The organism is Streptomyces sp. NBC_01551, from assembly GCF_026339935.1.
Classification (GTDB): domain Bacteria; phylum Actinomycetota; class Actinomycetes; order Streptomycetales; family Streptomycetaceae; genus Streptomyces.
Genome location: NZ_JAPEPX010000001.1, coordinates 1472235 through 1495520 on the forward strand (window position 1 = coordinate 1472235; position 23286 = coordinate 1495520).

Below are 23286 nucleotides of genomic sequence, written 5' to 3' on the forward strand. Positions count from 1 at the left end.
TCTGTGCCTACGCGTGCTGGCTGCTGACCGAAACGGTCTCGCCCGTCATGTACGACGAGTAGCCGCTGGCCAGGAACACGATGACGTTGGCGACCTCCCAGGGCTCGGCGTACCGGCCGAAGGCCTCGCGGGCCGTCAGCTCGGCCAGCAGCTCCTCGCTGGTGACCTTCACCAGGTGCGGGTGCATGGCCAGGCTCGGGGCGACCGCGTTGATCCGTACGCCGAACCCGGCGGCCTCCAGTGCCGCGCAGCGGGTCAGGGCCATCACCCCGGCCTTGGCGGCGGCGTAGTGGGCCTGGCCCGTCTGGGCGCGCCAGCCGACGACGGAGGCGTTGTTGACGACGACGCCGCGGCGGCCGGTGGCGTGGAAGGACCGCAGGGCGGCGCGGGTGCAGCGGAAGGTGCCGTTCAGGGTGACGTCGAGGACCCGGCCCCACTGCTCGTCGGTCATGTCGACGAGGGCGGCGGTGCCGCCGAGTCCGGCGTTGTTGACGACGACGTCCAGGCCGCCGTGGGTCTGCTCGGCGCGCGCGAACAGGGCCCGGACCTGCTCCTCGTCCGTCACGTCGCAGGGCAGGGAGGAGATCCGCCGCGCCCCGAACTCGGCGGCGAGGGCCTCCTCGCTCTCCTTCAGCCGGCGGGCGTGCGCATCGCTGATCAGGATGCGGGCGCCCTCCTCCAGGAAGCGGCGGGCGGTGGCCCCGCCGATGCCGGCTCCGGCGGCGGCGGTGATGACGGCGGTGCGGCCTTGGAGCAGCCCGTGGCCCGGCACGTAGTCGGGGGTGTTCATGCCCATGGCGGTACGTTAACCTACCAAACACTTGTTAGGGAACACCTGCCGGGGAACCCGCGAGAGGGCCCCCGCGACGGAGGCGAGCGGCTGATGGACCTGACCCACGCACCGGAGGTGGAGGCCTTCCGAGCCGAGGCGCGCGCCTGGCTCGCCGGCCACGTCCCGGCTGCTCCCCTCCCCTCCCTGGAGACGGCCGAGGGCTTCGCGGCGCACCGGGAGTGGGAGGCGCTGCTGCACGCGGACCGCTGGTCGGCGGTGTCCTGGCCCGAGGAGTACGGGGGCCGGGGCGCGGACATCGAGCGCTGGCTGGTCTTCGAGGAGGAGTACTGGGCGGCGGGCGCGCCCGGACGGGTCTCGCAGAACGGCATCAGCCTGCTGGCCCCGACCCTGTTCGACCACGCGACGCCTCAGCAGCGGGCGCTGGTGCTGCCGTCGATGGCGAGCGGCGAGGTGATCTGGGCGCAGGCCTGGTCGGAGCCGGAGTCGGGGTCGGACCTGGCCTCGCTGGCGTCGCGGGCGGTGCGCACGGAGGGCGGCTGGCTGCTGTCCGGGCAGAAGACCTGGTCCTCGCGGGCGGCGTTCGCGGACCGGGCCTTCGGGATCTTCCGCACGGACCCGGCGGCCGCGAAGCCGCACCAGGGGCTGACGTACCTGATGTTCGACCTGCGGGCGCCGGGGGTGACGGTGCGGCCCATCGGGCGCCTCGACGGGAAGCCGGCCTTCGCGGAGCTGTTCCTGGACGAGGTCTTCGTACCGGACGAGGACGTCATCGGGGAGCCGGGGCAGGGCTGGCGGATCGCGATGTCGACGACGGGCAACGAGCGGGGGCTGACGCTCCGCTCGCCGGGGCGGTTCCTGGCGGCCGCGGACCGGCTGGTCGCGCTGTGGCGGTCGGCCGGGGATCCGGCGGACACCGCGCTGCGCGACCGGGTGGCGGACGCGGTGGTGGGGGCGCGCGCGTACGAGCTGTTCACCTGGGCGAACGCGTCCCGGTTCGCGGCGGGCGAGAGCATCGGCGCGGAGTCCAGCCTGAACAAGGTGTTCTGGTCGCAGTACGACATCGCGCTGCACGAGACGGCGCTGGACCTGCTGGGCGCGGACGCGGAGCTGGCGGAGGGCGCCTGGGCGGAGCCGTGGGTGTTCTCGCTGGCCGGGCCGATCTACGCGGGCACGAACGAGATCCAGCGCGACATCATCGCCGAGCGGCTGCTCGGCCTGCCGAAGGGGCGCCGCTGATGCGATTCCTGCTGACGGAGGAGCAGTGCGACTTCGCGCGGAGCGTGCGGGGGCTGCTGGCGGCGGCGCAGGTGCCGGCGGCGGTACGGGCCTGGTCGGCCGGGGACCACGGGCCGGGGCGGGCGGTGTGGGGGCGGCTGGCGCGGACGGGCCTGTTCGCGCTCGCGGCCGACGAGGCGTACGGGGGCGCGGGGCCGGGTCCGCTCCCGGTGGAGCTGGCGGTCGCGTTCGTGGAGCTGGGGCGGGCGGGGATGCCGGGGCCGGTGGTGGAGACGGCGGCGGCGTGCGTGCTGCTGGGGCGGCTGGGGGACGAGGAGGCGGCGAAACGCTTCGTGCCGGGGCTGGCGGTCGGCGAGGCGGTGGCCACGCTGACGCTGCCGGGCGGGAGTCCGTACGCGCTCGACGCGGACGCGGCGACGTACTGCCTGACGGTGTCGGAGGCCGGGGAGCTGCGGTTGGCGCAGGCCGGCGCGGTGATCGCCTCCCTGGACCCGGCGCGCCGGCTGTCCGCTCCGTCGGCTACGGGCCCCGCGCTGGCGGCGGGCCCGGCGGTCTCGGCGGCGGCGCGGACGGCACTCGGCTGGGCCCGGCTCCTGACGGCGGCGCAGTGCCTCGGCACCGGGGAGGCGCTGCTGGCGCGAACGGTGGCGTACGCGAAGCAGCGCACCCAGTTCGGCACCCCGATCGGCTCCTTCCAGGCGGTCAAGCACCGCCTGGCGGACACGCTCCTCGCGCTGGAGTTCGCCCGCCCCCTGCTCTTCGCCGCGGCCCTGTCCCTGGACCCGGGCGAGATCGCGGCCGCGAAGCTCGCGACGGGCGAGGCGGCGTACGCGGCGGCCCTGACCGCGCTCCAGCTGCACGGCGCGGTCGGCTACACGGAGGAACTGGACCTCTCGCTGTGGCTGCGCAAGGCCCGCCCGCTCCGGGACGCGTGGGGCACCCCGGCGGCCTGCCGGGCCGCGGTGCTGGCGGCTCGGCGGTAGCGCCGTTGCCTAGGGGACGGCGACGTGGAGGGAGACGACGTAGGGCTCCTCGACCGTCCCGTCGGGGAAGAGGGGGGCCAGGCGGGCCCGCTCGGCCCGGAGGAAGGCGCTGGTGCCGGGCTCGCCGAGGAGGAGGAAGGCGGAGTGGCTGGCGAGGTTGGCGAGGTGGTCGTCGAGGGGGATGCGGCGGGACCAGGCGACGGTGCGGGTGGTGAAGCCGGAGCCGATGCCCTGGGGAAGGGTACGGAAACCGACTCCGTCGGCCGGGTCGTCGAAGAGGGCCCGGAGCCGGGCGTCCTGATCGGCGACCCAGCCGACGGACGCGTCGATGTCGTTCCACCAGATGGCGAGCGCGCCGCCGGGACGCAGCACGCGGCGGGCCTCGGGGACCGAGCGGGCGGGGTCGGTCCAGTGCCAGGCCTGGGCGTACGTGAGGAGGTCGAACCCGCCGGTGACGAGCGGCAGCCGGTCTCCGTCACCGCGGACGAGCGGGATCCGGGGGTGCGCCCGGCGGAACTCGGCGGCCATCCCGTCGCCCGGCTCGACGGCGACCACCCGCGCCCCCCGGGCGTGCAACGGCCCGGTCGCGATCCCGGTCCCCGCCCCCACGTCCGCGACCCGCGCCCCGTCGAGCGGCCGCCCGGTGAGCTCCTCGACGGCGTCGAACAGCCCGTCGGGGTACCCGGGCCGATACGCGGCGTACAACGCGGCTGCGGAATCGAAGGACCGCGCCCGTGCGCGGGGAGTAGAGGTCACGCCGCCATTCTTTTCGATCACGGGGCGGGATCCAACGGTTCGGGGGCCCCTCTCCACGTCAGGGGTGGAACTCCCGGACCACTTCGATGCGGCCCACGATGTGGGCGTTGAACTCGGGCAGTTCCTCCGCCGGGACCCACAGCTCAAGGATCGTCTCCCCACCCGCCTGCTGGACCAGCTCCAGTTCCACCGGCCCCGTCGGGCGCCACAGCGTCGTCGTCATGGGAGTTGCGGGCATGGGGAGACCCTAGCCGCCCCGCGAGTGCCGGATCAGGGTGCCCGTCTGGATCACCAGCAGGGCCACGACACCCGCCGCCGGCACGGAATCGGTCGCGTCCCAGGCCATCGCGCCCAGCCACGCCACGCCCACCGCCGCGAACGCGACCAGGAAGCGCGGCACGAACTCGGCGTCCGTGCCGTGCAGTACGCCCGAGCCGACGACGAAGACGGCCAGCAGGACCGGGATCCAGGGCGCCGGGTCCGGGCTCCGCAGGAGGTACGCGGCGCCGGACTCCACCGCCAGGACGAGGAGGTTGCGGAGCAACATGGACATGAGCACATCATGCCCGGCACGCCCTGGGCTTGATCACAAGGGTGGGGTCGTAGCACAGAGGCAGTGCGCCTACACAGCATGGAGGAGGACGCCGGTTCGAATCCGGCCGCCCACCCCCTTGAGCCCGGCCGCACCGCTAGCGCGCCGTCATCCCCCCGTCGACCGCGAACTCCGCCCCCGTCACGTACGCGGACGCGTCGGCGCACAGGAACAGCACCAGCTGCCCCACCTCCTCCGGCCGCCCCATCCGCCCCAGCGGCACGTGCGACCAGTCCCGTCCCGCGACCGCCTCCGCGACCATCGGGGTGTCGATCGCGCCCGGGTGCACCGAGTTCACCCGGATCCCGTCGCCCGCCAGGTCCAGCGCCGCCGAGCGGGTCAGGCCGCGCAGGGCGAACTTGGTGGAGCCGTACGCCGCGTGGCCCGGGATGCCGACCAGCCCGGCCGTGGAGGAGATGTTGACGATCGAGCCGCCTCCGCCGGCCCTCAGCACCGGGGCCACCGCCTGGATGCCGAGGAACGGCCCGAGCAGGTTGACCCGTAGCAGCGCCTCGAAGTCCTCGGCCGTCTGCTCCTCCACGTGCGCCGTCCGCCACAGCGCCGCGTTGTTGACCAGTGCCGAGACCGTGCCGAAGGCCGACACCGCCTCCCGCACCACCCCGGCCCAGCTCCGCGCGTCCGCCACGTCGTGCCGTACGTACACACCCTGCGCGCCGAGTTCGGCCGCGACCGCCCGGCCCTCCTCCTCCCGGATGTCGGTGACGACGACCCGCGCGCCGGCCTCCGCGCACAGCCGGGCCTCGGCCGCGCCCTGGCCGCGCCCGGCTCCGGTGATGACGACGACTTTTCCGTCCAGTGAGATCACGCTCAGACCTCCGGGGTTGTTTTGAACAGGAATATTTCTAGCAGTCATATCCGGAGGAAGGGAACGGCGCCTCGGCGGCCGGTCGGCCGGTCGTAGACTGCGCTGCGTGGCAGACGAGACGAACAGGCGCACGCTCCCGGCGACCAGCTGGGCGGTGCTCGGACTGCTCTCCTTCGGGGAGGAGCTCTCCGGCTACGACCTGAAGAAGTGGTCGGACTGGTCGCTGCGCTTCTTCTACTGGAGCCCCTCCTTCAGCCAGATCTACAGCGAGCTCAAGCGCCTGGAGAAGGCCGGCTACGCCTCCTCGCGGATGGTCGCCCAGGAGAGCGGCGCCCGCGACAAGCGGGTCTACCGGATAACCGACCCGGGTCTGGCCGCCGTACGGGAATGGGCCCGCGAGACCCCGGTCGACCCGCCCGTACTCAAGCACGGGCCGATGCTGCGGCTGTGGCTCGGGCACCTGCTGGAGCCGGAGCAGATGCGCGAAGTCCTCACCCGGCAGCAGGAGTTCGCGGAGGACATGCGCCGCCAGGCGGTGGCCGACACGGAGGGCGTGAAGGACGAGGCGTCCTGGGCGTACCCGGCCGTCACCCTCAAGTGGGCCGAGCGGTACTACGCCTGCGAGCGCGACCTCGCGGCGGCCATGCTCGACGACCTCGCCGCCCTGGAGGGTCAGAGCCGCGCGAACGACGGCGGCGCCGACGAGGGCTGACGTACCCTCGGCCCATGACGGGCAGCGCGATGGACCTCCGCAAGGTGGAAGAGACGGCTCCGGCGCTGGTGAGCCTCTACAAGAGCGCCGGGGTCTCCCTGCGAAAGTACGGCCTGGAGGGCGGCCGCGCGGCGGTCTACCTGGTGCTGGACTACTCCGGGTCGATGCGGCCGTACTACCAGGACGGCAGCGTGCAGGCCCTCGCCGACCAGGTGCTGGGCCTGTCCGCGCACCTGGACGACGACGGCCGCGTACCGGTGGTGTTCTTCTCCACCGAGGTCGACGCGGTGGAGGAGGTCTCCCTCGCCGGGCACGCGGGACGGGTCACCGAGATCGCCTCCCGGCTGGGCCACATGGGCAAGACGGCCTACCACGCGGCGATGGACGCGGTCATCGACCACTACCTCGATTCGGGCACGACCGACCCGGCCCTCGTCGTCTTTCAGACCGACGGCGGCCCCGTCAACAAGCTCGCGGCGCAGAAGTACCTCTGCAAGGCGGCCCGGCTGCCGCTGTTCTGGCAGTTCGTCGGCTTCGGCAACACCCGCAGCTCCCAGTTCGACTTCCTGCGCCGCCTGGACGAACTGCCCGTACCGGGCGAACGGGTGGTGGACAACGCGGGCTACTTCCACGCCGGGCAGGACCCGCGCAGCGTCCCGGACGGCGAGCTGTACGACCGCCTGGTCTCGGAGTTCCCGTCGTGGCTGGCGGCCGCGCGCGGGGCGGGCGTCGTGCGCGCCTGACCGGCCGGGGCCGGTGCCACGCGCTTTGATGGACGTATGACGCACACCAGCTGGGCCGTCTTCGAGAAGGCGGAACCGGAGTTCGCCGCGGCCGTCCAGGCCCGTTTCGCGCAGTACCCGCACCAGGTCCTCGCCACCCTGCGCAAGGACGGCTCGCCCCGGGTCACCGGCCTGAACGTCGACATCCGCGGCGGGGAGCTGTGGCTCGGCATGATGCAGGGCTCGATGAAGGCGCGGGACCTGCAGCGCGACCCGCGCTTCGCGCTGCACACCAACCCGGGCGAGGGCGAGGAGATGCCGGACGGGGACGTACGGATCTCCGGTCGCGCGGTGGAGATCGTGGATCCGCCCGAGCTGCACCGGTACGCGGAGGAGACGGACTCCCCGCATCCGTTCCACCTCTTCTACGCCGACCTGACCGAGGTCGTCCGTATCGGGATCGACGGCGACGACCTGGTGGTGCGCTCGTGGACCCCGGCGGGCGGCGTGCGCACGCTGCGCCGGGGCAATGACGACGAGCCGCCGCGCGAGGAGCCGGCCGGCGGCTGAGCGGCGCGGGCTAGCCGATCGGGCCGGGCCCGCCCGGCACGGTGAGGACGGTGGGGTCCACGTCCAGCCAGCTGCGGTCGATGTTGAGCGTGACGTCGCCGTACGTGGCGTGGTGGTCGCCGCGGTACTGGTGGGCCCGGCGCCGCCCGGCCCACTGCTTCGTCCCCGCGGGCAGCCCCATGTCCGTGTCGGCGACCGAGGACCGGCCGTTCCAGACCGCCACCCACAGCACGTCGGGCATGGCGTCCGGGGCCTGGTGGTGGTGGGCGCTCAGCGCCTTGGCGCCCGAGCTCGCCGCGACGTAGGCGGCGGAGCGGAAGCCGAGCTCGTGCAGCCGCACCGTCCAGGCGGTGAGGTAGGCGACGACCGGGGCGTCCCAGGTGGCGCGGTCGCTGTAGTTCTCCAGGTCGTTGTAGAGCAGCGTGCCCTCGGCCAGGCCCAGGGAACGGGCGGCCGAGACGGCGCCCTCGGCCGCCTCCTTGCCCTGCTCGTTGGCCTCGGAGGGATCGGTGGACAGGCCGGTGGCGGCGTTGTGCCAGGGCTGCGGACCCACCCAGATCGGCATCAGGTGCCAGCCGTTGGCGACCTGGCGGCGGACCCAGTTCGCCGTGAGCCGGGGCTGGGCGCAGGCGCGGGCGCGGCCGCCGATGTAGATGCCGACCGCCCCGAAGGGGGAGGCGCCGCGCCAGGTGTCCATGGCGCGCTGGGTGGGGGCGGTGCAGGTGTCGAAGCCCTGGCCGGTGAAGGACTCCTGGGCGCTACGGGGACCCGCGAGCGCCGCGGTCACGGCGGCGGCCGGGGACGGCCCGGCGGGGGCGGCTACGGTGCTGCGGGCCCGCGCGAGCAGGTCCCGCACGGCGTCGGGGCCGGCCCCGTAGGAGAGCGTGGCCATCACCCCGGAGCGGCGCAGGGCGTAGCGCATCTCGTGGCTGTCGCCCCGGGCGCCGGGCAGCGCGCGCAGGTCGTCCACGGTGACGGTCGGGATGTCGGCGCGCGGCGGGGCGTCGTCGAGGGGCTCCAGGTGCAGGGTGTCGGCCCGGGTGCGGACGGCGCGGCCGGTGCACTCGGCCTGGGTGCCGGCGTGCCCGAGGTACAGGGAGGGCAGATCGAGGCGCAGGCAGGCGTCGGGGTGGCGGTCGAGGTCGACGACGCGCCACCCGTCGGGCACCGTGAGCCGCAGCCCCCGGTAGTCGACGGTCCGCCCGTCGGCGACGGCGGCGGGCACGGCGGGCGCCAGCAAGGCGGCGCCCAGCAAACAGGAGAGCAACGTTCGGGAGGGCATGTGACCCACTGTTACCAGACGGTCACGCCCCTCAACTGTGGCGCGATGCACCGCAGATGGGCCGTACGGCCCAGGGAACGCCCGGCCGGCCCCGCGGGATCGGGGAACCTCCGGGCCCACATCACCCGTACGAGCGAGGCGGCCCCCGGCCCGGTCGCGGCGGGCGGCCGCGCCGCCGGGTCCGGCGGGCGGTGCGCTCCCCCACGGGGCACCGGCCGCCGGTCCCGCCCGGTCAGCAGGAGGAGGCCCCCGCGGGCGGCTTGAAGACGGCGCTCAGGACCCGTTCCGCGTCGAGCTCCACCAGCGTCCAGTCCAGGGTGGACGAGGCGCTCGGCATGTTCAGTCCTTCCGGCAGGTCCTCCTCAGTGATCTCCTCGCCGACGTAGACCACGGAGAGCGTCCCGGAGCAGCCCTTCGGCGGCGGGGGCACGCTGCCGACGACGCGGCCGTCGCGCGGTCCGGCCGAGAGGGTGGTGGACTCGATCGGCGCGTAGGTGAAGGAGTAGCGGGCCGTCGAACCGGCCCCGGCGCGGGTCATCTCCACCCGGAACCAGCTGAGCTGGAAGCGGACCGCCTCACAGGGTCGCTGCGTCTCCTTGGCGAGGAGGTACACCCCGGAGTCGGTCATGAAGAACGCGGGGGAGGCGCCGTGGTCGCTGTCGCTCAGGTCCTTGAAGTAGGCGAGTCTGTCGGCCGTGGTCATGCCCGTCGTGGGCACGCACAGCCGGTTGCGCGTGCTGCCGGGCGAGGGCGCGGGGGGCGGTGACGAGGCGGGCGCGGGGTCCGGCGACGGGGATACCGGGCTCGGCGAGGCGGGCGCGGACGGTGCGGTCCGTACCTGGCCCGCGCCCCCGCAGCCGGCGAGGGCGAGCACGGGAAGGGTCAGGAACGGGACGATCAGCCCACGTAATCGGCGCATGCGGCCTCCTCTTCGGGCAGTGCCTGGACTGCTTCCGATGCTGGCAGCCCGGCTCCGGCAGCGGCATCCGTAGAACCGCCTACGTATCCCCGGCGCCGGTTGCGGGTACCGGACAGCTGGGGAGGGGCCATGACGGACAGGACTCCACTGGTCGGCCGGGAGGCGGAACTGGACCGGCTGGACGCGGTACTCGACGGGCCGGGAGGCCCGCCGGGCGTCGTCGACCTGACCGGCGCGGCGGGCATCGGCAAGAGCCGGCTGCTGACCGAGGTGTGCGGGCGGGCCGGGGAGCGCGGGCTTACCGTGTTGCGCGGGCGGGCCACCGAGTACGAACGGCACATCCCGTTCCGGGTGTTCGCCGACGCGTTCGCGGACCTGGACCCGGAGCTGCTGCGCGACCTCGGCGCGGCGGACGCGTGGGCGGCATGGGCGGCGGGCGCGGGGGACGCGGGGGCCGGGGACGCGGGGGCCGGGGACGCTGGGGCCGGGGACGCGGGGGCCGGGGACGCGGGGGCCGGGGACGCTGGGGCCGGGGACGCTGGGGCCGGGGCGGGCCCCGCCGGCCCGGCGGACCCCGCCTACCCCGTCGGCCCCGCCGGCCCCGGGGCGGCGGGGCCGGCGGACCGGTTCGCGGCGCATCGCGCGACCGCCCGGCTGCTCACCGCGCTCGGTGGGCGCACGGGGGCCGGGCTGCTGATCGCCCTCGACGATCTGCACTGGGCGGATCCGGCCTCGCTGGAGCTCCTCGACCATCTCGTACGCCACCCCCTGCACGCCCCGGTGGTCATCGTCGCGGCCCGGCGCGACCGGCAGACCTCGCCGTCGCTCTCCGCCGCGCTCACCCGGGGGGTGGACACGGGCGCCGTGCTGCGCCTGGACCTCGGGCCGCTGACCGAGCGGGCCTGCGTCGAGCGGCTCGCGCCCGGGCTGCCGCCCCGCCGGGCCGCCAGGCTGTACGCGGCCAGCGAGGGCAACCCGCTGTACTTCCTGACGCTGGTCCAGGGCCAGAGCGGCCCGGCCCTCCCGCCGGGCGGGCTCGACGCCCTGCTGCTCGACGAACTGACGCCGCTGAGCGCCGCTGAGCGGCGTACCGCCGAGGCCGTCGCGGTCCTCGGCGACCAGGCCACGCCGCCGCTGCTGCTGGCGCTCACCGAGCCCGCGCCCGAGACCGCGCCCGAGTCGGGACCCGAGGCCGGCCCCGGCGCGGGGCCGTGCGGCCCGGAGCGGCTCGAAGCGGACCTCGGCACCCTGGCCCGGCGCGACCTGATCCGGCCGCTGCCGGGCGGGGGCTGGTCGCTGCGCCACCCGGTGCTGCGGGCCGTCGTGTACGAGAACACCGGGCCCGGGCAGCGCGTCGCGCTGCACCGGCGGGCGGCCGCCGCGCTGGCCGAGGCGGGCGCGCCCGCGACCGTACGGGCCCACCACGTGGAGCGGGCGCTGACCGGCTGGGAGCCGGAGCCGGCGGCCGTACTGCTGGAGGCGGCCGGGCAGTCCGAGACGACGGCCCCGGCGAGCTGCGCCCACTGGCTGGAGGTGGTGCTGCGGGTGCTGCCGGACGCCCCCGGCCACGCGGCGCGCCGCCGGGACCTGATGCTGAAGCGGGCGCGGGCGCTGAGCGTGTGCGGCGAGTTGCGGGCGAGCCGGGACCTGCTGCACGAGGTGATCGCCGGGCTCCCCGCCGACGGTGACAGCGGGGTGCGGGCGGCCGCCGTCACGCTGTGCGCGTCGATGGAGCGCCACCTCGGCCAGTACCGGGCCTCGGCCGCGCTGCTGCGCCGGGAGCTGTCGCGTCGGCCCGCTCCCGCTCCGGCCGACGCGGTCGCCCTGGGCCTGGAGTTGGGCTCGTCCGCGCCGCACGCCGCGCCCTATCCGGCGGTACGCGCGGACGTGCTGCGCACGTTCGAGCTGGCCCGGGCGCTGGGGAACGAGCCGGCCGCGGCGGGGGCCCTGGCGGTGTCGGCGCTCGGGGAGGCGTACGAGGGGAACACGGCTGCGGCGCGGGAGCTGACGGACCGGGCGGCCGCGTGCGTGGACGCGCTGGCGGACCGGGATCTGGCGGACCAGTGCGAGCCGCTGGCCCGGCTGGGGTGGGCGGAGTTCTACCTGGAGCGCTACGAGGACGCCGAGCGGCATGCCGATCGGGGGCTGGCCATCGCCCGTCGCGGCGGTCCGCTGCACCTGCTGCCGCACCTGCTGATGTGCAAGGCGATCGTCCACACGCACGCGTGCCGGCTACCCTCGGCCCTGGAGCTGGTGGACGAGGCGGAGAGCATCGCGCGGGGCATCGGCAGCGACGAACTGCTCGGGCTGGTCCTCGCGAACAAGGCGCAGGTGCTGATCGCGGCCCGGCCTCCGGGGGACGTCGGCGCGCTGGCCGTGGCGGAGGAGGCGGTCGCGGCAGCCGGGGCGCGGACCAGTTGGTGGACGTCCCTGGTGTGGTGCGTCATGAGCTTCGCCGCCTTGCACGGCGGCGATCCGCTGCGGGCCAGGTCGGCGATGCTGCGGGCCGGCGGCCCGGACCTTGCGGGGCTCCAGCCGTCCATGCGGCCGCTGTTCCTGGAGGCCCTGGTCACCGCCGCCGTCACGACGGGGGACCTGGCCGAGGCCGAGGAGTGGGCCGCCCTCGCCGGGCGGGACGCGGAGCGGCTCGGCCTGCCCGTCCAGCGGGCGGCGGCGCTGCGGTGCGCGGGGCAGGTACTGGCGGGCTCGGGCCGCCCGGCCGCGGCGGCGGAGCGGTTCGCGCGGGCGGCCGACGAGGCGGGCCGCTCGGGCGCGGCCCTGTGGGAGGCGCAGTCCCTGCTGATCGGCGCGTCCCTGACGGCGGAGGCGGGCGACTCCGCGACGGCGGCCACCATGTGGCGGCGCGGCCGCCGCCTGGCCGAAACGGGCGGCGCCCTGCTCCTGACGGGCCTCGCGGACCTCCTCCTCCCGCCCGCTCCCCCGCCCCGCGTACCGGGCCTCACCCCGCGCGAGCACGAGATCGCGGCCCTGGTCGCCGAGGGCCTCACCACCCCGGCCATCGCGGCCCGCCTCTACCTGAGCCCGCGCACGGTCGACACCCACCTGTCCCACATCTTCCGCAAGACGGGCGTCACCACCCGCTCCGCCCTGGCCGCCCTGACGGCCCGCCACCTGCCGTGACACGCCACAGTGCCCGTCATCCCTGGTCGGGGACATGACGGGCGCTGTGCGCGGCGCGGGGGGCTTCCCCTCAGGCCCCCGCCACCTTGAACCGCGCCCACACCGTCTTGCCCACCGCTTCGTCCCGGACCCCGAACTCGTCTGCCAGTTCCTTGACCAGCCACAGGCCCCGACCGCAGAACTCTTCGGGCCCGGGCCGACGTTCCTTCGGCATGTCAGGACCTGTGTCCCGGACTTCGATGCTCACGGCACCTGCTGCCCGAACGAGCCGGACCGAGAACTCCCGGCCCAGCGGGGCCCCGTGCAACACGGCGTTCGCCGCGAGCTCCGAGGCGCACAGGCGTATGTCGTCCCGGCGGTCGCCGGACCCCCACTCCCCGAGTGTGTCGCCGACGAACTGACGGGCCGCACGTACGGAGACGCGCGCCCGGGGAAACCGCTGTTGCCGAGACAGGGACATGACGCCCCACCGCCTTGACGCTGAGCTTCCGATGCCGCACAGACCGTATCGCTATTCGGAAAAACCAGCAAGGTTAGGGACTGGGGACCAGGCGCCCCGTCGCATACCGTTGGACCCGACACCAACCAGCGGCACGGGAGGACGACATGGGCAGCGGCGAGTGGACCAGCACGTCGATGCCCTACCTGACGCCCCGCGCCACGGGGGAGTCCGACGCGTGGACCAGCGAGACCAGGGCTCGCGGCCGCAGCGGCGGGCAGCGGATTCTGTACGCGGGCGAGCGAGCCGCCTCGGCCGAAGTCGCGCAGATGCTGCGGACAGCGGTCGGCGAGAGCGTCGTCGTCCGCCGACGGGTCATCGAACTCGACGACATTCCGGTGGAGTTGACGGACACCTACTACCCCTCCTCGATCGCCTCCGGCACCCGCCTCGCGGCGACCGGCAAGATCCGCGGTGGCGCGGTGACCCTCCTGGCCGAGCTCGGCCACGTCGGCGTGCGGGCGGTCGAGAAGGTGGCGGCCCGCATGCCATCGGCGGACGAGCGCGATCAGCTGCGCACCGGGCCGGGCGAACCCGTCCTGGAGATCTCCCGTGTCACCCTGGACGAGGAAGACCGTCCCATCCAGGCGGACGTGATGGTCATGCCGGCGGCACGCCAGCAGTTGCGGTACGAGATCAGGATCGGATGACCGTGCCGACCACGGACGACTCCATGCCCGACCGCCGGTCGCTGCACGCGCGCATCGCCGCCGACCTGCGGGACGAGATCATGAGCGGTGACCTCGCACCGGGCGCGAAGCTCCCCTCCACCACGCACCTGAAGGCCAGGTTCGACGCGTCGAGCGCAACCGTGCAGAAGGCGTTGCAGCTCCTCAAGGACGAGCGGCTCGTCATCGGGCGCGCGGGTGCGGCCGTGACCGTCCGCGAGAACCGGCAGCGGACCATCGCACCGGCGGGCTCCCTCACAGCGGCGCCCACCGGTGCGGCGTACCCCTGGCTGGCGAACGCGGCCGGTCACGGCACCACGGCTCACAGCGCCCTGCTGGAAGTGGGCGAGGTGGCTCCACCCGCCGATGTGGCCGCGGCGCTCGGCCTCCACGAGGCGGAGCCCGCGCTGCTGCGCCGACAGCTCCTGCGCATCGACGACGAACCCGCCGAACTCGTCTGCTCCTACTACCCGCTGGCGATCGCCCGCGGTACGGCCCTGGCCGAGGCCCGGAGGATCAAGGGCGGCACGCCCACCCTCCTCACGGAACTGGGTTTCCCTCCCCGGCTGAGCGTCGACCGGGTCTCCGCCCGTGTCCCGACGCAGGAGCAGTGCCAGGCGCTGCGGCTGCCCAGCGACCTGCCGGTCCTGCGCACGCTCCGTACGGTGTTCACCGACGCCGGGCGCCCCGTCGAGGCCACCGTCATGGTCAAGGCCGGGCACCTCTACGAGCTGCGGTACGAGTTCACGCCCGAGACCTGACCCCACACACGCCACAACGCCCGTCATCCCTGGTCGGGGACATGACGGGCGCTGTGTCGGAGTGCCGCACACCGTTGTGCGGACCGCATGAGGGGTCTCCCGCCGCCGTGGGGGCGGCGGGAGGGGCGACGGTTACACCATCAGGGAGCGGTCCGTCGGCTTGACCGGGTACGGGAGGGCACTGGTGCCGGTCAGGAAGCGGTCCACGCCGCGGGCGGCCGAGCGGCCTTCCGCGATGGCCCAGACGATGAGCGACTGGCCGCGGCCCGCGTCGCCGGCGACGAAGACGCCGTCCACGTTGGTCGCGTACGACGCGTCGCGGTCGATGTTGCCGCGCGCGTCCAGCTCCAGGCCGAACTGCTCCACCAGGCCGTTGGCCTGGTCGGTGCCGGTGAAGCCCATCGCCAGGGTGACCAGCTGGGCCGGGAGGACCCGCTCGGTGCCGGGCTTCTGGACCAGCTTGCCGTCCTCGAAGGCGACCTCGACCAGGTGCAGGGCCTGGACGTTGCCGTCCTCGTCGCCCTCGAAGTGGGTGGTGGAGACGGAGTAGATCCGCTCGCCGCCCTCCTCGTGGGCCGAGGTGACCTTGTACAGCATGGGGAACGTCGGCCAGGGCTGGCCGGCGGGCCGGTCCTCCGACGGGCGGGGCATGATCTCCAGCTGCGTGACCGAGGCCGCGCCCTGGCGGTGGGCGGTGCCCACGCAGTCCGCGCCGGTGTCGCCGCCGCCGATGACGACCACGTGCTTGCCCTCCGCCGTGATCGGCGGGGTCATGAAGTCGCCTTCCTGGACCTTGTTGGCCAGGGGCAGGTACTCCATCGCGAAGTGGATGCCGCCCAGGTCGCGGCCCGGGACCGGCAGGTCGCGGGAGACCGTGGCGCCGGCCGCGATGACGACCGCGTCGAACCGCTTGCGCAGGTCGGTCGCGGACAGGTCACGGCCGATCTCGATGCCGGTGCGGAACTTGGTGCCCTCCGCGCGCATCTGCTCGATGCGGCGGTTGATGTGCACCTTCTCCATCTTGAACTCGGGGATGCCGTAGCGCAGCAGACCGCCGATGCGGTCGGCGCGCTCGTACACCACCACGGTGTGGCCGGCCCGGGTCAGCTGCTGGGCGGCGGCCAGACCGGCCGGGCCCGAGCCGATGACGGCGGCCGTCTTGCCGGACAGCCGCTCCGGCGGCTGCGGGGTGACGTTGCCGTTGTCCCAGGCCTTGTCGATGATCGAGACTTCGACGTTCTTGATCGTGACGGCCGGCTGGTTGATGCCGAGCACGCACGCCGACTCACAGGGAGCCGGGCACAGCCGCCCGGTGAACTCCGGGAAGTTGTTCGTCGCGTGCAGGCGCTCGGAGGCCGCGGACCAGTCCTCGCGGTACGCGAAGTCGTTCCACTCCGGGATCAGGTTCCCGAGCGGGCACCCGTTGTGGCAGAACGGGATGCCGCAGTCCATGCAGCGGCCGGCCTGCTTGCTGATGATCGGGAGCAGCGAGCCCGGAACGTAGACCTCGTTCCAGTCCCCCAGCCGCTCGGCGACCGGACGGGAGCAGGCGGTCTCGCGCTGGGTGGTGAGGAAGCCCTTCGGGTCAGCCATGGGTCGCCGCCTCCATCATCTTCTCCGTGGTCTCGGACTCGGAGAGTCCGGCCAGCTCGGCGGCGTCCTTGGCGGCGAGCACTGCCTTGTACGTGGTCGGGATGATCTTGCTGAAGCGGTCCACCGAGACGGACCAGTCAGCCAGGAGCTTCGCGGCCACGGTCGAGCCGGTCTCCTCCTCGTGGCGGCGCACCACATCGTGCAGCCACTGCTTGTCGGTGTCGGAGAGGGCTTCGACGGCCCCCGCGTTGCCGACGTTGACCTGGCGCGGGTCGAGGTCGATGACGTACGCGACGCCACCCGACATGCCGGCCGCGAAGTTGCGGCCCGTCTCGCCCAGGACGACCGCCTGGCCACCGGTCATGTACTCGCAGCCGTGGTCGCCCACGCCCTCCGAGACGACCAGCGCGCCGGAGTTGCGGACGCAGAAGCGCTCGCCGGTGCGGCCGCGCAGGAACATCTCGCCGCCGGTCGCGCCGTAGCCGATGGTGTTGCCGGCGATGGTGGAGTATTCGGCGAGGTGGTCGGCTCCGCGGTCCGGGCGGACCACGATGCGGCCACCGGAGAGGCCCTTGCCGACGTAGTCGTTGGCGTCGCCCTCCAGGCGCAGCGTGATGCCGCGCGGCAGGAAGGCGCCGAAGGACTGGCCGGCGCTGCCCGTGAAGGTCAGGTCGATGGTGTTGGCGGGCAGGCCCGCGCCGCCGAACTTCTTCGTGACCTGGTGGCCGAGCATGGTGCCGACGGTCCGGTTGATGTTCCGGATGGCGACCTGGGCGCGGACCGGCTGGGCCGTCTCGGCGGAGTCGGCGTTCAGCGCGTCGGCGGCGAGCTCGATGAGCTCGTTGTCGAGCGCCTTCTCCAGGCCGTGGTCCTGCTCGATGAGGGCGTGGCGGACCGCACCCTCGGGCAGCTCGGGCACGTAGAAGAGGGGCTCCAGGTCGAGGCCCTGCGCCTTCCAGTGCGTGACGGCCTTGCTGGTGTCGAGGAGCTCGGCGTGGCCGACGGCCTCCTCGATCGTACGGAAGCCCAGCTCGGCGAGGATCTCGCGGACCTCCTCCGCGATGAACTCGAAGAAGTTCACGACGAACTCGGGCTCGCCGGAGAACCGCTCGCGCAGCACCGGGTTCTGGGTGGCGATGCCGACCGGGCAGGTGTCCAGGTGGCAGACGCGCATCATGACGCAGCCGGAGACGACGAGCGGCGCGGTCGCGAAACCGAACTCCTCGGCGCCGAGCAGCGCGGCGATGACGACGTCGCGGCCGGTCTTGAGCTGGCCGTCCGTCTGGACCACGATGCGGTCGCGCAACCCGTTGAGCAGCAGGGTCTGCTGGGTCTCGGCGAGGCCGAGCTCCCAGGGACCGCCGGCGTGCTTGAGCGAGGTCAGCGGGGAGGCGCCCGTACCGCCGTCGTGGCCGGAGATGAGGACGACGTCCGCGTGGGCCTTGGAGACACCGGCGGCGACCGTGCCGACGCCGACCTCGGAGACCAGCTTCACGTGGATGCGGGCGACCGGGTTGGCGTTCTTGAGGTCGTGGATCAGCTGAGCCAGGTCCTCGATGGAGTAGATGTCGTGGTGCGGCGGCGGGGAGATCAGGCCGACGCCCGGGGTGGAGTGCCGGGTCTTGGCGACCCACGGGTAGACCTTGTGGCCGGGCAGCTGGCCGCCCTCGCCGGGCTTGGCGCCCTGCGCCATCTTGATCTGGATGTCGTCCGCGTTGACCAGGTACTCGCTCGTCACGCCGAAGCGGCCGGAAGCGACCTGCTTGATGGAGGAGCGGCGCGCCGGGTCGTAGAGGCGGTCCGGGTCCTCGCCGCCCTCACCGGTGTTGGACTTGCCGCCCAGCTGGTTCATGGCGATGGCGAGGGTCTCGTGCGCCTCGCGCGAGATGGAGCCGTACGACATGGCGCCGGTGGAGAAGCGCTTGACGATGTCGGCGACCGACTCGACCTCGTCGACGGAGATCGACGGGCGGCCACCCTCCTCGGCACCCTTGAAGCCGAACAGGCCGCGGAGCGTCATCAGGCGCTCGGACTGCTCGTTCACCCGCTCGGTGTACTTCTTGAAGATGTCGTACCGGCGGTTGCGGGTGGCGTGCTGGAGGCGGAAGACCGTCTCCGGGTCGAACAGGTGCGGCTCGCCCTCGCGGCGCCACTGGTACTCGCCGCCGATCTCCAGCGCGCGGTGCGTGGCCGCGATGCCGGAGGCCGGGTACGCCTTGGCGTGGCGGGCGGCCACCTCCTTGGCGATGACGTCCAGGCCGGCGCCGCCGATCTTGGTGGCGGTGCCCTCGAAGTACGAGGCGACGAACTCCTCGTTCAGGCCGACGGCCTCGAAGACCTGGGCGCCGCGGTAGGAGGCGACGGTGGAGATGCCCATCTTGGACATGACCTTCAGGACGCCCTTGCCGAGCGCGTAGATCAGGTTCTTGATGGCCTGCTCCGGCTCCAGGCCGGACAGGAAGGTACCGGCGCGCAGCAGGTCCTCGACGGACTCCATGGCGAGGTACGGGTTGACCGCGGCGGCGCCGTAGCCGATGAGCAGCGCGACGTGGTGGACCTCGCGGACGTCGCCGGCCTCGACGAGCAGGCCCACCTGGGTGCGCTGCTTGGTGGCGATGAGGTGGTGGTGCACGGCGGAGGTGAGCAGCAGCGACGGGATCGGCGCGTGCTCGGCGTCCGAGTGGCGGTCCGAGAGGACGATGAGGTGGGCGCCGTTGGCGATGGCCGCGTCGACCTCGCCGCGGATCTCCTCCAGGCGGGCGGCCAGCGACTCGCCGCCGCCGGAGACCCGGTAGAGGCCCGAGAGGGTGGCGGCCTTCATGCCCGGCATGTCGCCGTCGGCGTTGACGTGGATGAGCTTGGCGAGCTCGTCGTTGTCGATCACCGGGAAGGGCAGGGTGACGCTGCGGCAGGACGCGGCGGTCGGCTCCAGCAGGTTGCCCTGCGGGCCCAGCGAGGACAGCAGCGAGGTGACGAGCTCCTCGCGGATGGCGTCCAGCGGCGGGTTGGTGACCTGCGCGAACAGCTGCGTGAAGTAGTCGAAGAGCAGCCGGGGGCGCTCGGAGAGGGCCGCGATCGGGGAGTCCGTGCCCATGGAGCCGAGCGGCTCGCCGCCGGTACGGGCCATCGGCGCGAGGATGACGCGCAGCTCTTCCTCGGTGTAGCCGAAGGTCTGCTGGCGGCGGGTGACCGAGGCGTGGGTGTGCACGATGTGCTCGCGCTCGGGCAGGTCCGTCAGCTCGATCTCGCCCGTCTCCAGCCATTCGGCGTACGGGGCGGCCGCGGCGAGGCCGGCCTTGATCTCGTCGTCCTCGACGATCCGCTTCTGGGCGGTGTCGACGAGGAACATCTTGCCGGGCTGGAGGCGGCCCTTGCGGACGACCTTGGCCGGGTCGATGTCGAGCACGCCGACCTCGGAGCCGAGGACGACGAGGCCGTCGTCGGTGACCCAGTAGCGGCCGGGGCGCAGACCGTTGCGGTCGAGGACCGCGCCGACCTGGGTGCCGTCGGTGAAGGTGACGCAGGCCGGGCCGTCCCAGGGCTCCATCAGCGTGGAGTGGTACTGGTAGAAGGCGCGCAGGGCCGGGTCCATGGAGGTGTGGTTCTCCCACGCCTCCGGGATCATCATCAGCACGCTGTGCGGGAGCGAGCGGCCGCCGAGGTGGAGCAGCTCCAGGACCTCGTCGAAGGAGGCCGAGTCGGAGGCGTCCGGGGTGCAGATCGGGAAGATCCGGTCCAGGGAGCCCTCGCCGAAGACGCCGGAGGCCAGCTGGGACTCGCGGGCCTTCATCCAGTTCCGGTTGCCCTTGACCGTGTTGATCTCGCCGTTGTGCGCGACGAAGCGGTACGGGTGGGCGAGCGGCCAGGACGGGAAGGTGTTCGTCGAGAACCGGGAGTGGACCAGCGCGAGCGTCGAGGCGAAGCGGCGGTCGGAGAGGTCCGGGAAGAAGGGCTCCAGCTGGCCGGTGGTCAGCATGCCCTTGTAGACGATGGTGCGCGCGGAGAGCGACGGGAAGTAGACGCCGGCCTCGCGCTCGGCGCGCTTGCGCAGCACGAACGCCTTGCGGTCCAGCTCGATGCCGGTGCTGCCGTTGCTCACGAAGAGCTGCGAGAAGGCCGGCATGGTGGCGCGGGCGCCGTTGCCGAGCAGGTCCGGGCTGACCGGGACCTCGCGCCAGCCGAGGACCGTGAGGTCCTCCTCGGCGGCGATGGCCTCGATCTGCTCCACGGCGACGGCCTGTGCGGTGCCGTCGGCGGGGAGGAAGGCGATGCCGACGGCGTACGCGCCGGCCTCGGGGAGCTCGAATCCGGCGACCTCGCGCAGGAACGCGTCCGGGACCTGGGACAGGATTCCGGCGCCGTCGCCCGAGTCGGGCTCGGATCCGGTGGCGCCGCGGTGCTCGAGGTTCCGCAATACGGTCAGCGCCTGCTCGACCAGCGTGTGGCTGGCCTCGCCGCTGAGGTTGGCCACAAAGCCGACGCCGCAGGCGTCGTGCTCGTTGCGCGGGTCGTACATGCCCTGGGGGGCGGGGCGACCGTCCATGGGCGACCAGGCGGTGGTGCTGAGGCCGGTCGCGGAGTGCGTGGATGCGGAACGCATCGGCTCTCCCGTCGTCGTAGCGGCATATGTGCATTGCCGAGGGACGACGTTGGCCCTCTGCGAAATTTCGTGCAGGTTACATGATGACGGCAATCCCGAGAAGCGGATATGTCATTCCAGCATGCGGACACTGCGCGAAGCGGAAACGGGACCTTCGCTGCCGTTTTACGGTCGTCAGCGATCGAAAAAAGGGGGGCAAAGGACCCGGAAAGGTGCTGGACGGGCCTCATTGCCCGCAGGGGGTACCTCCCCGGCGAGAGTCGGGAGGGCCCTGGTCTGATGCCCGGCGGTGACACGGTCGAAACCGCCGGGTAACGAACTACTTATGTTGCGCTCTGCATAGTGTCTCACTCCTGCGCCGGTTAGCCTACGGCGCCGCCGATCCAGGTTCCCAGGATGTACGTCACACCGGCGGCCGCGCCACCCAGGACGAGCTGGCGCAGTCCGCTGTACCACCACGACCGGGCGGTGACCCGGGCGACGACCGCCCCGCAGGCGAAGAGGCCGACCAGCGCCAGCAGCACCGCGGGCCACAGGGCGGTCGCGCCCAGCAGGTACGGCAGTACGGGGAGCAGCGCGCCCAGCGCGAACGAGGTGAACGACGACGCGGCGGCGACGAGCGGCGAGGGCAGGTCGTCGGGGTCGATCCCCAGCTCCTCGCGGGCGTGGATCTCCAGCGCCTGCTCGGGGTCGCGCGACAGCTGCATCGCGACCTCGCGGGCGAGGGCCGGCTCGACGCCGCGCGATACGTACAGCTCGGCCAGCTCCTCCATCTCGTCGACGGGGTGCTTGCGCAACTGCTGGCGCTCCACGTCGAGTTCGGCGAGGACGAGCTCGCGCTGCGAGGCGACGGAGGTGTATTCGCCGGCCGCCATCGAGAAGGCGCCGGCGGCCAGGCCGGCGAGGCCGGTGATGACGATGGTCTGCGGGGCGACGGCGCCGCCGGCGACACCGGTCATCAGGGCGATGTTGGAGACGAGGCCGTCCATGGCGCCGAACACCGCCGGGCGCAGCCAGCCGCCGTTGACGTCACGGTGGCTGTGATTGTCACGGTGGGCGGTGTGCAGCGGTGCTGCGGTGTCGATTATGGACATGCGAGCTTTCTCCCCTTTTGCGTGAACGGGCCCCGTGAGGCGTCCCGCTCCCCCTGAACACCTCGAAACTACGCACGATTTCTGCCGCCCGCCAGCAAGGTAGGCCGTACTTACCTGGGGTTTTGGGGGTCGGCGACCGGGTGACGGGGGTGCGGGCGGGGTGTTTCGCGACGAGCGACAAACCTCATGCCATGGCACAAATCCCCCAAGGGCTCAATATGAGTCCCATCAAGTGGAGAGGCGCGCCATGGAGCTGATTGCATGCAATCCGCAGGTCCTCCTCGAACGGGCCAGGGGCGCTCTTCTGGGCCTGGCGGTGGGTGACGCGCTGGGCGCCCCCGCGGAGAACATGAAGCCGTCGCAGATCCGGGCCCGCTGGGGCCGGATCGAGGGCTTCGTCTCGGACGATCCGGCCGGCACGGACGACACGGAGTACGCGATCTTCTCGGGCCTGCTGCTGGCCCGGCACGGGTCGGCGCTGACGGTGTCCCACGTGGAGCGGGCGTGGCACCACTGGATCGCGGACCTGGACGAGGGTCCGTTCCGGGGAGCCGGTTTCAGCGAACGCGGCACCCTGGAGAACCTGCGCCGCGGCCTCGCCGCCCCCATCTCGGCGCAGCACCGGCACGCGTGGTCGGACGGGCTGGCCATGCGGGCGGCGCCGTTCGGCGTCTTCGCGGCGGGCCGCCCGGCGGAGGCGGCGCGGCTCGTCGCCATCGACGGCTCGGTCAGCCACGACGGCGAGGGCATCTACGGCGGCCAGGCGGTCGCGGCGGGCGTCGCGGCGGCGATGGCGGGCGGCTCGCCGGCGTCGGTCGTCTCGGCGGCGCTGTCCGTCATCCCCTCGGACTCCTGGACGGCCCGCTCCCTGCGCCGGGCGGTGACGGCCGCGCCGCGCGGCGAACGGGCGGTCCGCTCGGCGGTCGTCATCGGCGGCTACCCCTGGACGGACCTGGCCCCGGAGGCGGTGGGCCTCGCCTTCGGCGCCTTCGCCGCGTCCGGGGGCGACTTCCCGGCCTCGGTCCTGACGGCCGTCAACATGGGCCGCGACGCGGACACCACGGCCGCCGTCGCCGGCGCCCTGTCCGGCGCCCTCTCCGGCGCCGCGGCGATCCCCGCCGCCTGGTCCTCGGCCATCGGCCCGGTCCGGGGCAGTTGCCTCCCCTCGATGCGGGGCTACCACGTCCTGGACATCGCGGACCTCCTCACCCCGGAATACGAGACCCCCCGATGACCCCGCCCGTGAACCCCGCCGCGCCGCCCCCGGAGCCCCTCACGACCCGATCCCCCGGAACCCCGCCCCCGGACGGCCGCCCGAACCCCGCCACACCACTCCCGCCGGCGGCCCTGCGAGCCGGGACCCCAGCCCCGGACCGCCCGCCCGGCCGCGAGCCCGCACCCCAGGCGGTGGCGACCCTGGGAGCCGGGGGCACAGACCCCGACAGCCCACCCGGCCACGGGCCCCAGGCGGTGGCGGCCCTGCGGGTCGGGGGTGCGGCCCCGGACCGTACGCCCGGCCGCGGGTTTGCGCCGCAGGTG

General features: G+C 73.5%; 20 protein-coding genes. 9 read left to right on the forward strand and 11 right to left on the reverse strand.

Annotation, left to right across the window (positions count from 1 at the left end; genetic code table 11):
- Positions 1-7: 7 nt before the first annotated feature.
- Positions 8-790 (reverse strand): SDR family oxidoreductase, encoded by a 783-nt coding sequence (locus OG982_RS06595; protein ID WP_266792163.1) that lies wholly within the window; start codon positions 788-790, stop codon positions 8-10.
- 93 nt (positions 791-883) lie between these two features.
- Between OG982_RS06595 and OG982_RS06600 the strand changes: the two genes are divergently transcribed.
- Both OG982_RS06600 and OG982_RS06605 read left to right on the forward strand, forming a co-directional pair.
- Positions 884-2029 (forward strand): acyl-CoA dehydrogenase family protein, encoded by a 1146-nt coding sequence (locus tag OG982_RS06600; protein WP_266948120.1) that lies wholly within the window; start codon positions 884-886, stop codon positions 2027-2029.
- Entirely contained in the window at positions 2029-3012 is a 984-nt protein-coding gene (locus OG982_RS06605) for an acyl-CoA dehydrogenase family protein (RefSeq protein WP_266948122.1), read from the forward strand. Before OG982_RS06600 ends, OG982_RS06605 begins: the two co-directional genes overlap by 1 nt.
- Before the next feature lie 9 nt (positions 3013-3021).
- Here the strand turns inward: OG982_RS06605 and OG982_RS06610 are convergent, their stop codons facing one another.
- The 4 genes from OG982_RS06610 to OG982_RS06625 all read right to left on the reverse strand — a co-directional run bounded on the left by OG982_RS06610 (position 3022) and on the right by OG982_RS06625 (position 5186).
- Positions 3022-3768, reverse strand: a complete 747-nt coding sequence (locus OG982_RS06610; RefSeq protein WP_266788927.1) for a class I SAM-dependent methyltransferase — start codon at positions 3766-3768, stop codon at positions 3022-3024.
- Between the two features lie 58 nt (positions 3769-3826).
- The gene (locus OG982_RS06615) at positions 3827-4006 is read right to left on the reverse strand and encodes a hypothetical protein (RefSeq protein ID WP_266948124.1); all 180 of its coding nucleotides are present in this window, start codon (positions 4004-4006) and stop codon (positions 3827-3829) included.
- A gap of 9 nt (positions 4007-4015) precedes the next feature.
- Positions 4016-4321 carry a hypothetical protein gene (locus OG982_RS06620; protein WP_266788925.1) on the reverse strand — a complete coding sequence of 102 codons (306 nt, stop codon included), beginning with the start codon at positions 4319-4321 and terminating at the stop codon, positions 4016-4018.
- Positions 4322-4457: 136 nt separating this feature from the next.
- Positions 4458-5186 (reverse strand): SDR family NAD(P)-dependent oxidoreductase, encoded by a 729-nt coding sequence (locus OG982_RS06625; protein ID WP_266788923.1) that lies wholly within the window; start codon positions 5184-5186, stop codon positions 4458-4460.
- Between the two features lie 106 nt (positions 5187-5292).
- Here OG982_RS06625 and OG982_RS06630 point away from each other — a divergent pair, with 106 nt between their 5' ends.
- From OG982_RS06630 to OG982_RS06640, 3 genes are read left to right on the forward strand one after another with little or no spacing between them, the layout of a single operon-like run.
- Positions 5293-5898: a PadR family transcriptional regulator gene (locus OG982_RS06630; protein WP_266948126.1), complete on the forward strand. Its 606-nt coding sequence runs from the start codon at positions 5293-5295 to the stop codon at positions 5896-5898.
- 14 nt (positions 5899-5912) lie between these two features.
- Positions 5913-6641 (forward strand): VWA domain-containing protein, encoded by a 729-nt coding sequence (locus tag OG982_RS06635; RefSeq protein WP_266788920.1) that lies wholly within the window; start codon positions 5913-5915, stop codon positions 6639-6641.
- Positions 6642-6677: 36 nt separating this feature from the next.
- Positions 6678-7190 (forward strand): pyridoxamine 5'-phosphate oxidase family protein, encoded by a 513-nt coding sequence (locus OG982_RS06640; protein ID WP_266788918.1) that lies wholly within the window; start codon positions 6678-6680, stop codon positions 7188-7190.
- Positions 7191-7200: 10 nt separating this feature from the next.
- Here OG982_RS06640 and OG982_RS06645 read toward each other — a convergent pair whose 3' ends face one another.
- Together OG982_RS06645 and OG982_RS06650 are read right to left on the reverse strand one after the other, a co-directional pair.
- On the reverse strand, positions 7201-8472 hold the full coding sequence (locus OG982_RS06645) for a DUF1906 domain-containing protein (RefSeq protein WP_266948128.1): 1272 nt from the start codon (positions 8470-8472) through the stop codon (positions 7201-7203).
- Between the two features lie 232 nt (positions 8473-8704).
- Complete coding sequence (locus tag OG982_RS06650; RefSeq protein WP_266788914.1) at positions 8705-9391, reverse strand: hypothetical protein; 687 nt, start codon at positions 9389-9391, stop codon at positions 8705-8707.
- A 129-nt stretch (positions 9392-9520) separates the two neighbouring features.
- On the opposite strand from OG982_RS06650, the gene OG982_RS06655 reads away from it, so the two are divergent.
- Entirely contained in the window at positions 9521-12532 is a 3012-nt protein-coding gene (locus tag OG982_RS06655; protein ID WP_266948130.1) for a LuxR family transcriptional regulator, read from the forward strand.
- A 70-nt stretch (positions 12533-12602) separates the two neighbouring features.
- Here the strand turns inward: OG982_RS06655 and OG982_RS06660 are convergent, their stop codons facing one another.
- On the reverse strand, positions 12603-12992 hold the full coding sequence (locus OG982_RS06660; RefSeq protein ID WP_266948132.1) for an ATP-binding protein: 390 nt from the start codon (positions 12990-12992) through the stop codon (positions 12603-12605).
- Between the two features lie 146 nt (positions 12993-13138).
- Here OG982_RS06660 and OG982_RS06665 point away from each other — a divergent pair, with 146 nt between their 5' ends.
- Positions 13139-13681, forward strand: coding sequence for a GntR family transcriptional regulator (locus OG982_RS06665; RefSeq protein ID WP_266788909.1), 543 nt, complete (start codon positions 13139-13141; stop codon positions 13679-13681).
- A complete protein-coding gene (locus OG982_RS06670; protein ID WP_266788907.1) occupies positions 13678-14460 on the forward strand; it encodes a GntR family transcriptional regulator in 783 nt (260 codons plus the stop codon). Before OG982_RS06665 ends, OG982_RS06670 begins: the two co-directional genes overlap by 4 nt.
- Before the next feature lie 132 nt (positions 14461-14592).
- Here the strand turns inward: OG982_RS06670 and OG982_RS06675 are convergent, their stop codons facing one another.
- The 3 genes from OG982_RS06675 to OG982_RS06685 all read right to left on the reverse strand — a co-directional run bounded on the left by OG982_RS06675 (position 14593) and on the right by OG982_RS06685 (position 21747).
- Complete coding sequence (locus tag OG982_RS06675) at positions 14593-16053, reverse strand: glutamate synthase subunit beta (protein ID WP_266788905.1); 1461 nt, start codon at positions 16051-16053, stop codon at positions 14593-14595.
- Complete coding sequence (gene gltB, locus OG982_RS06680; protein WP_266948134.1) at positions 16046-20653, reverse strand: glutamate synthase large subunit; 4608 nt, start codon at positions 20651-20653, stop codon at positions 16046-16048. The genes OG982_RS06675 and gltB overlap by 8 nt, the downstream gene beginning before the upstream one ends.
- Positions 20654-21015: 362 nt before the next feature.
- Positions 21016-21747 (reverse strand): VIT1/CCC1 transporter family protein, encoded by a 732-nt coding sequence (locus tag OG982_RS06685; RefSeq protein WP_266788901.1) that lies wholly within the window; start codon positions 21745-21747, stop codon positions 21016-21018.
- Between the two features lie 247 nt (positions 21748-21994).
- Here OG982_RS06685 and OG982_RS06690 point away from each other — a divergent pair, with 247 nt between their 5' ends.
- The gene (locus OG982_RS06690) at positions 21995-22981 is read left to right on the forward strand and encodes an ADP-ribosylglycohydrolase family protein (protein WP_266788899.1); all 987 of its coding nucleotides are present in this window, start codon (positions 21995-21997) and stop codon (positions 22979-22981) included.
- Positions 22982-23286: the final 305 nt, after the last annotated feature.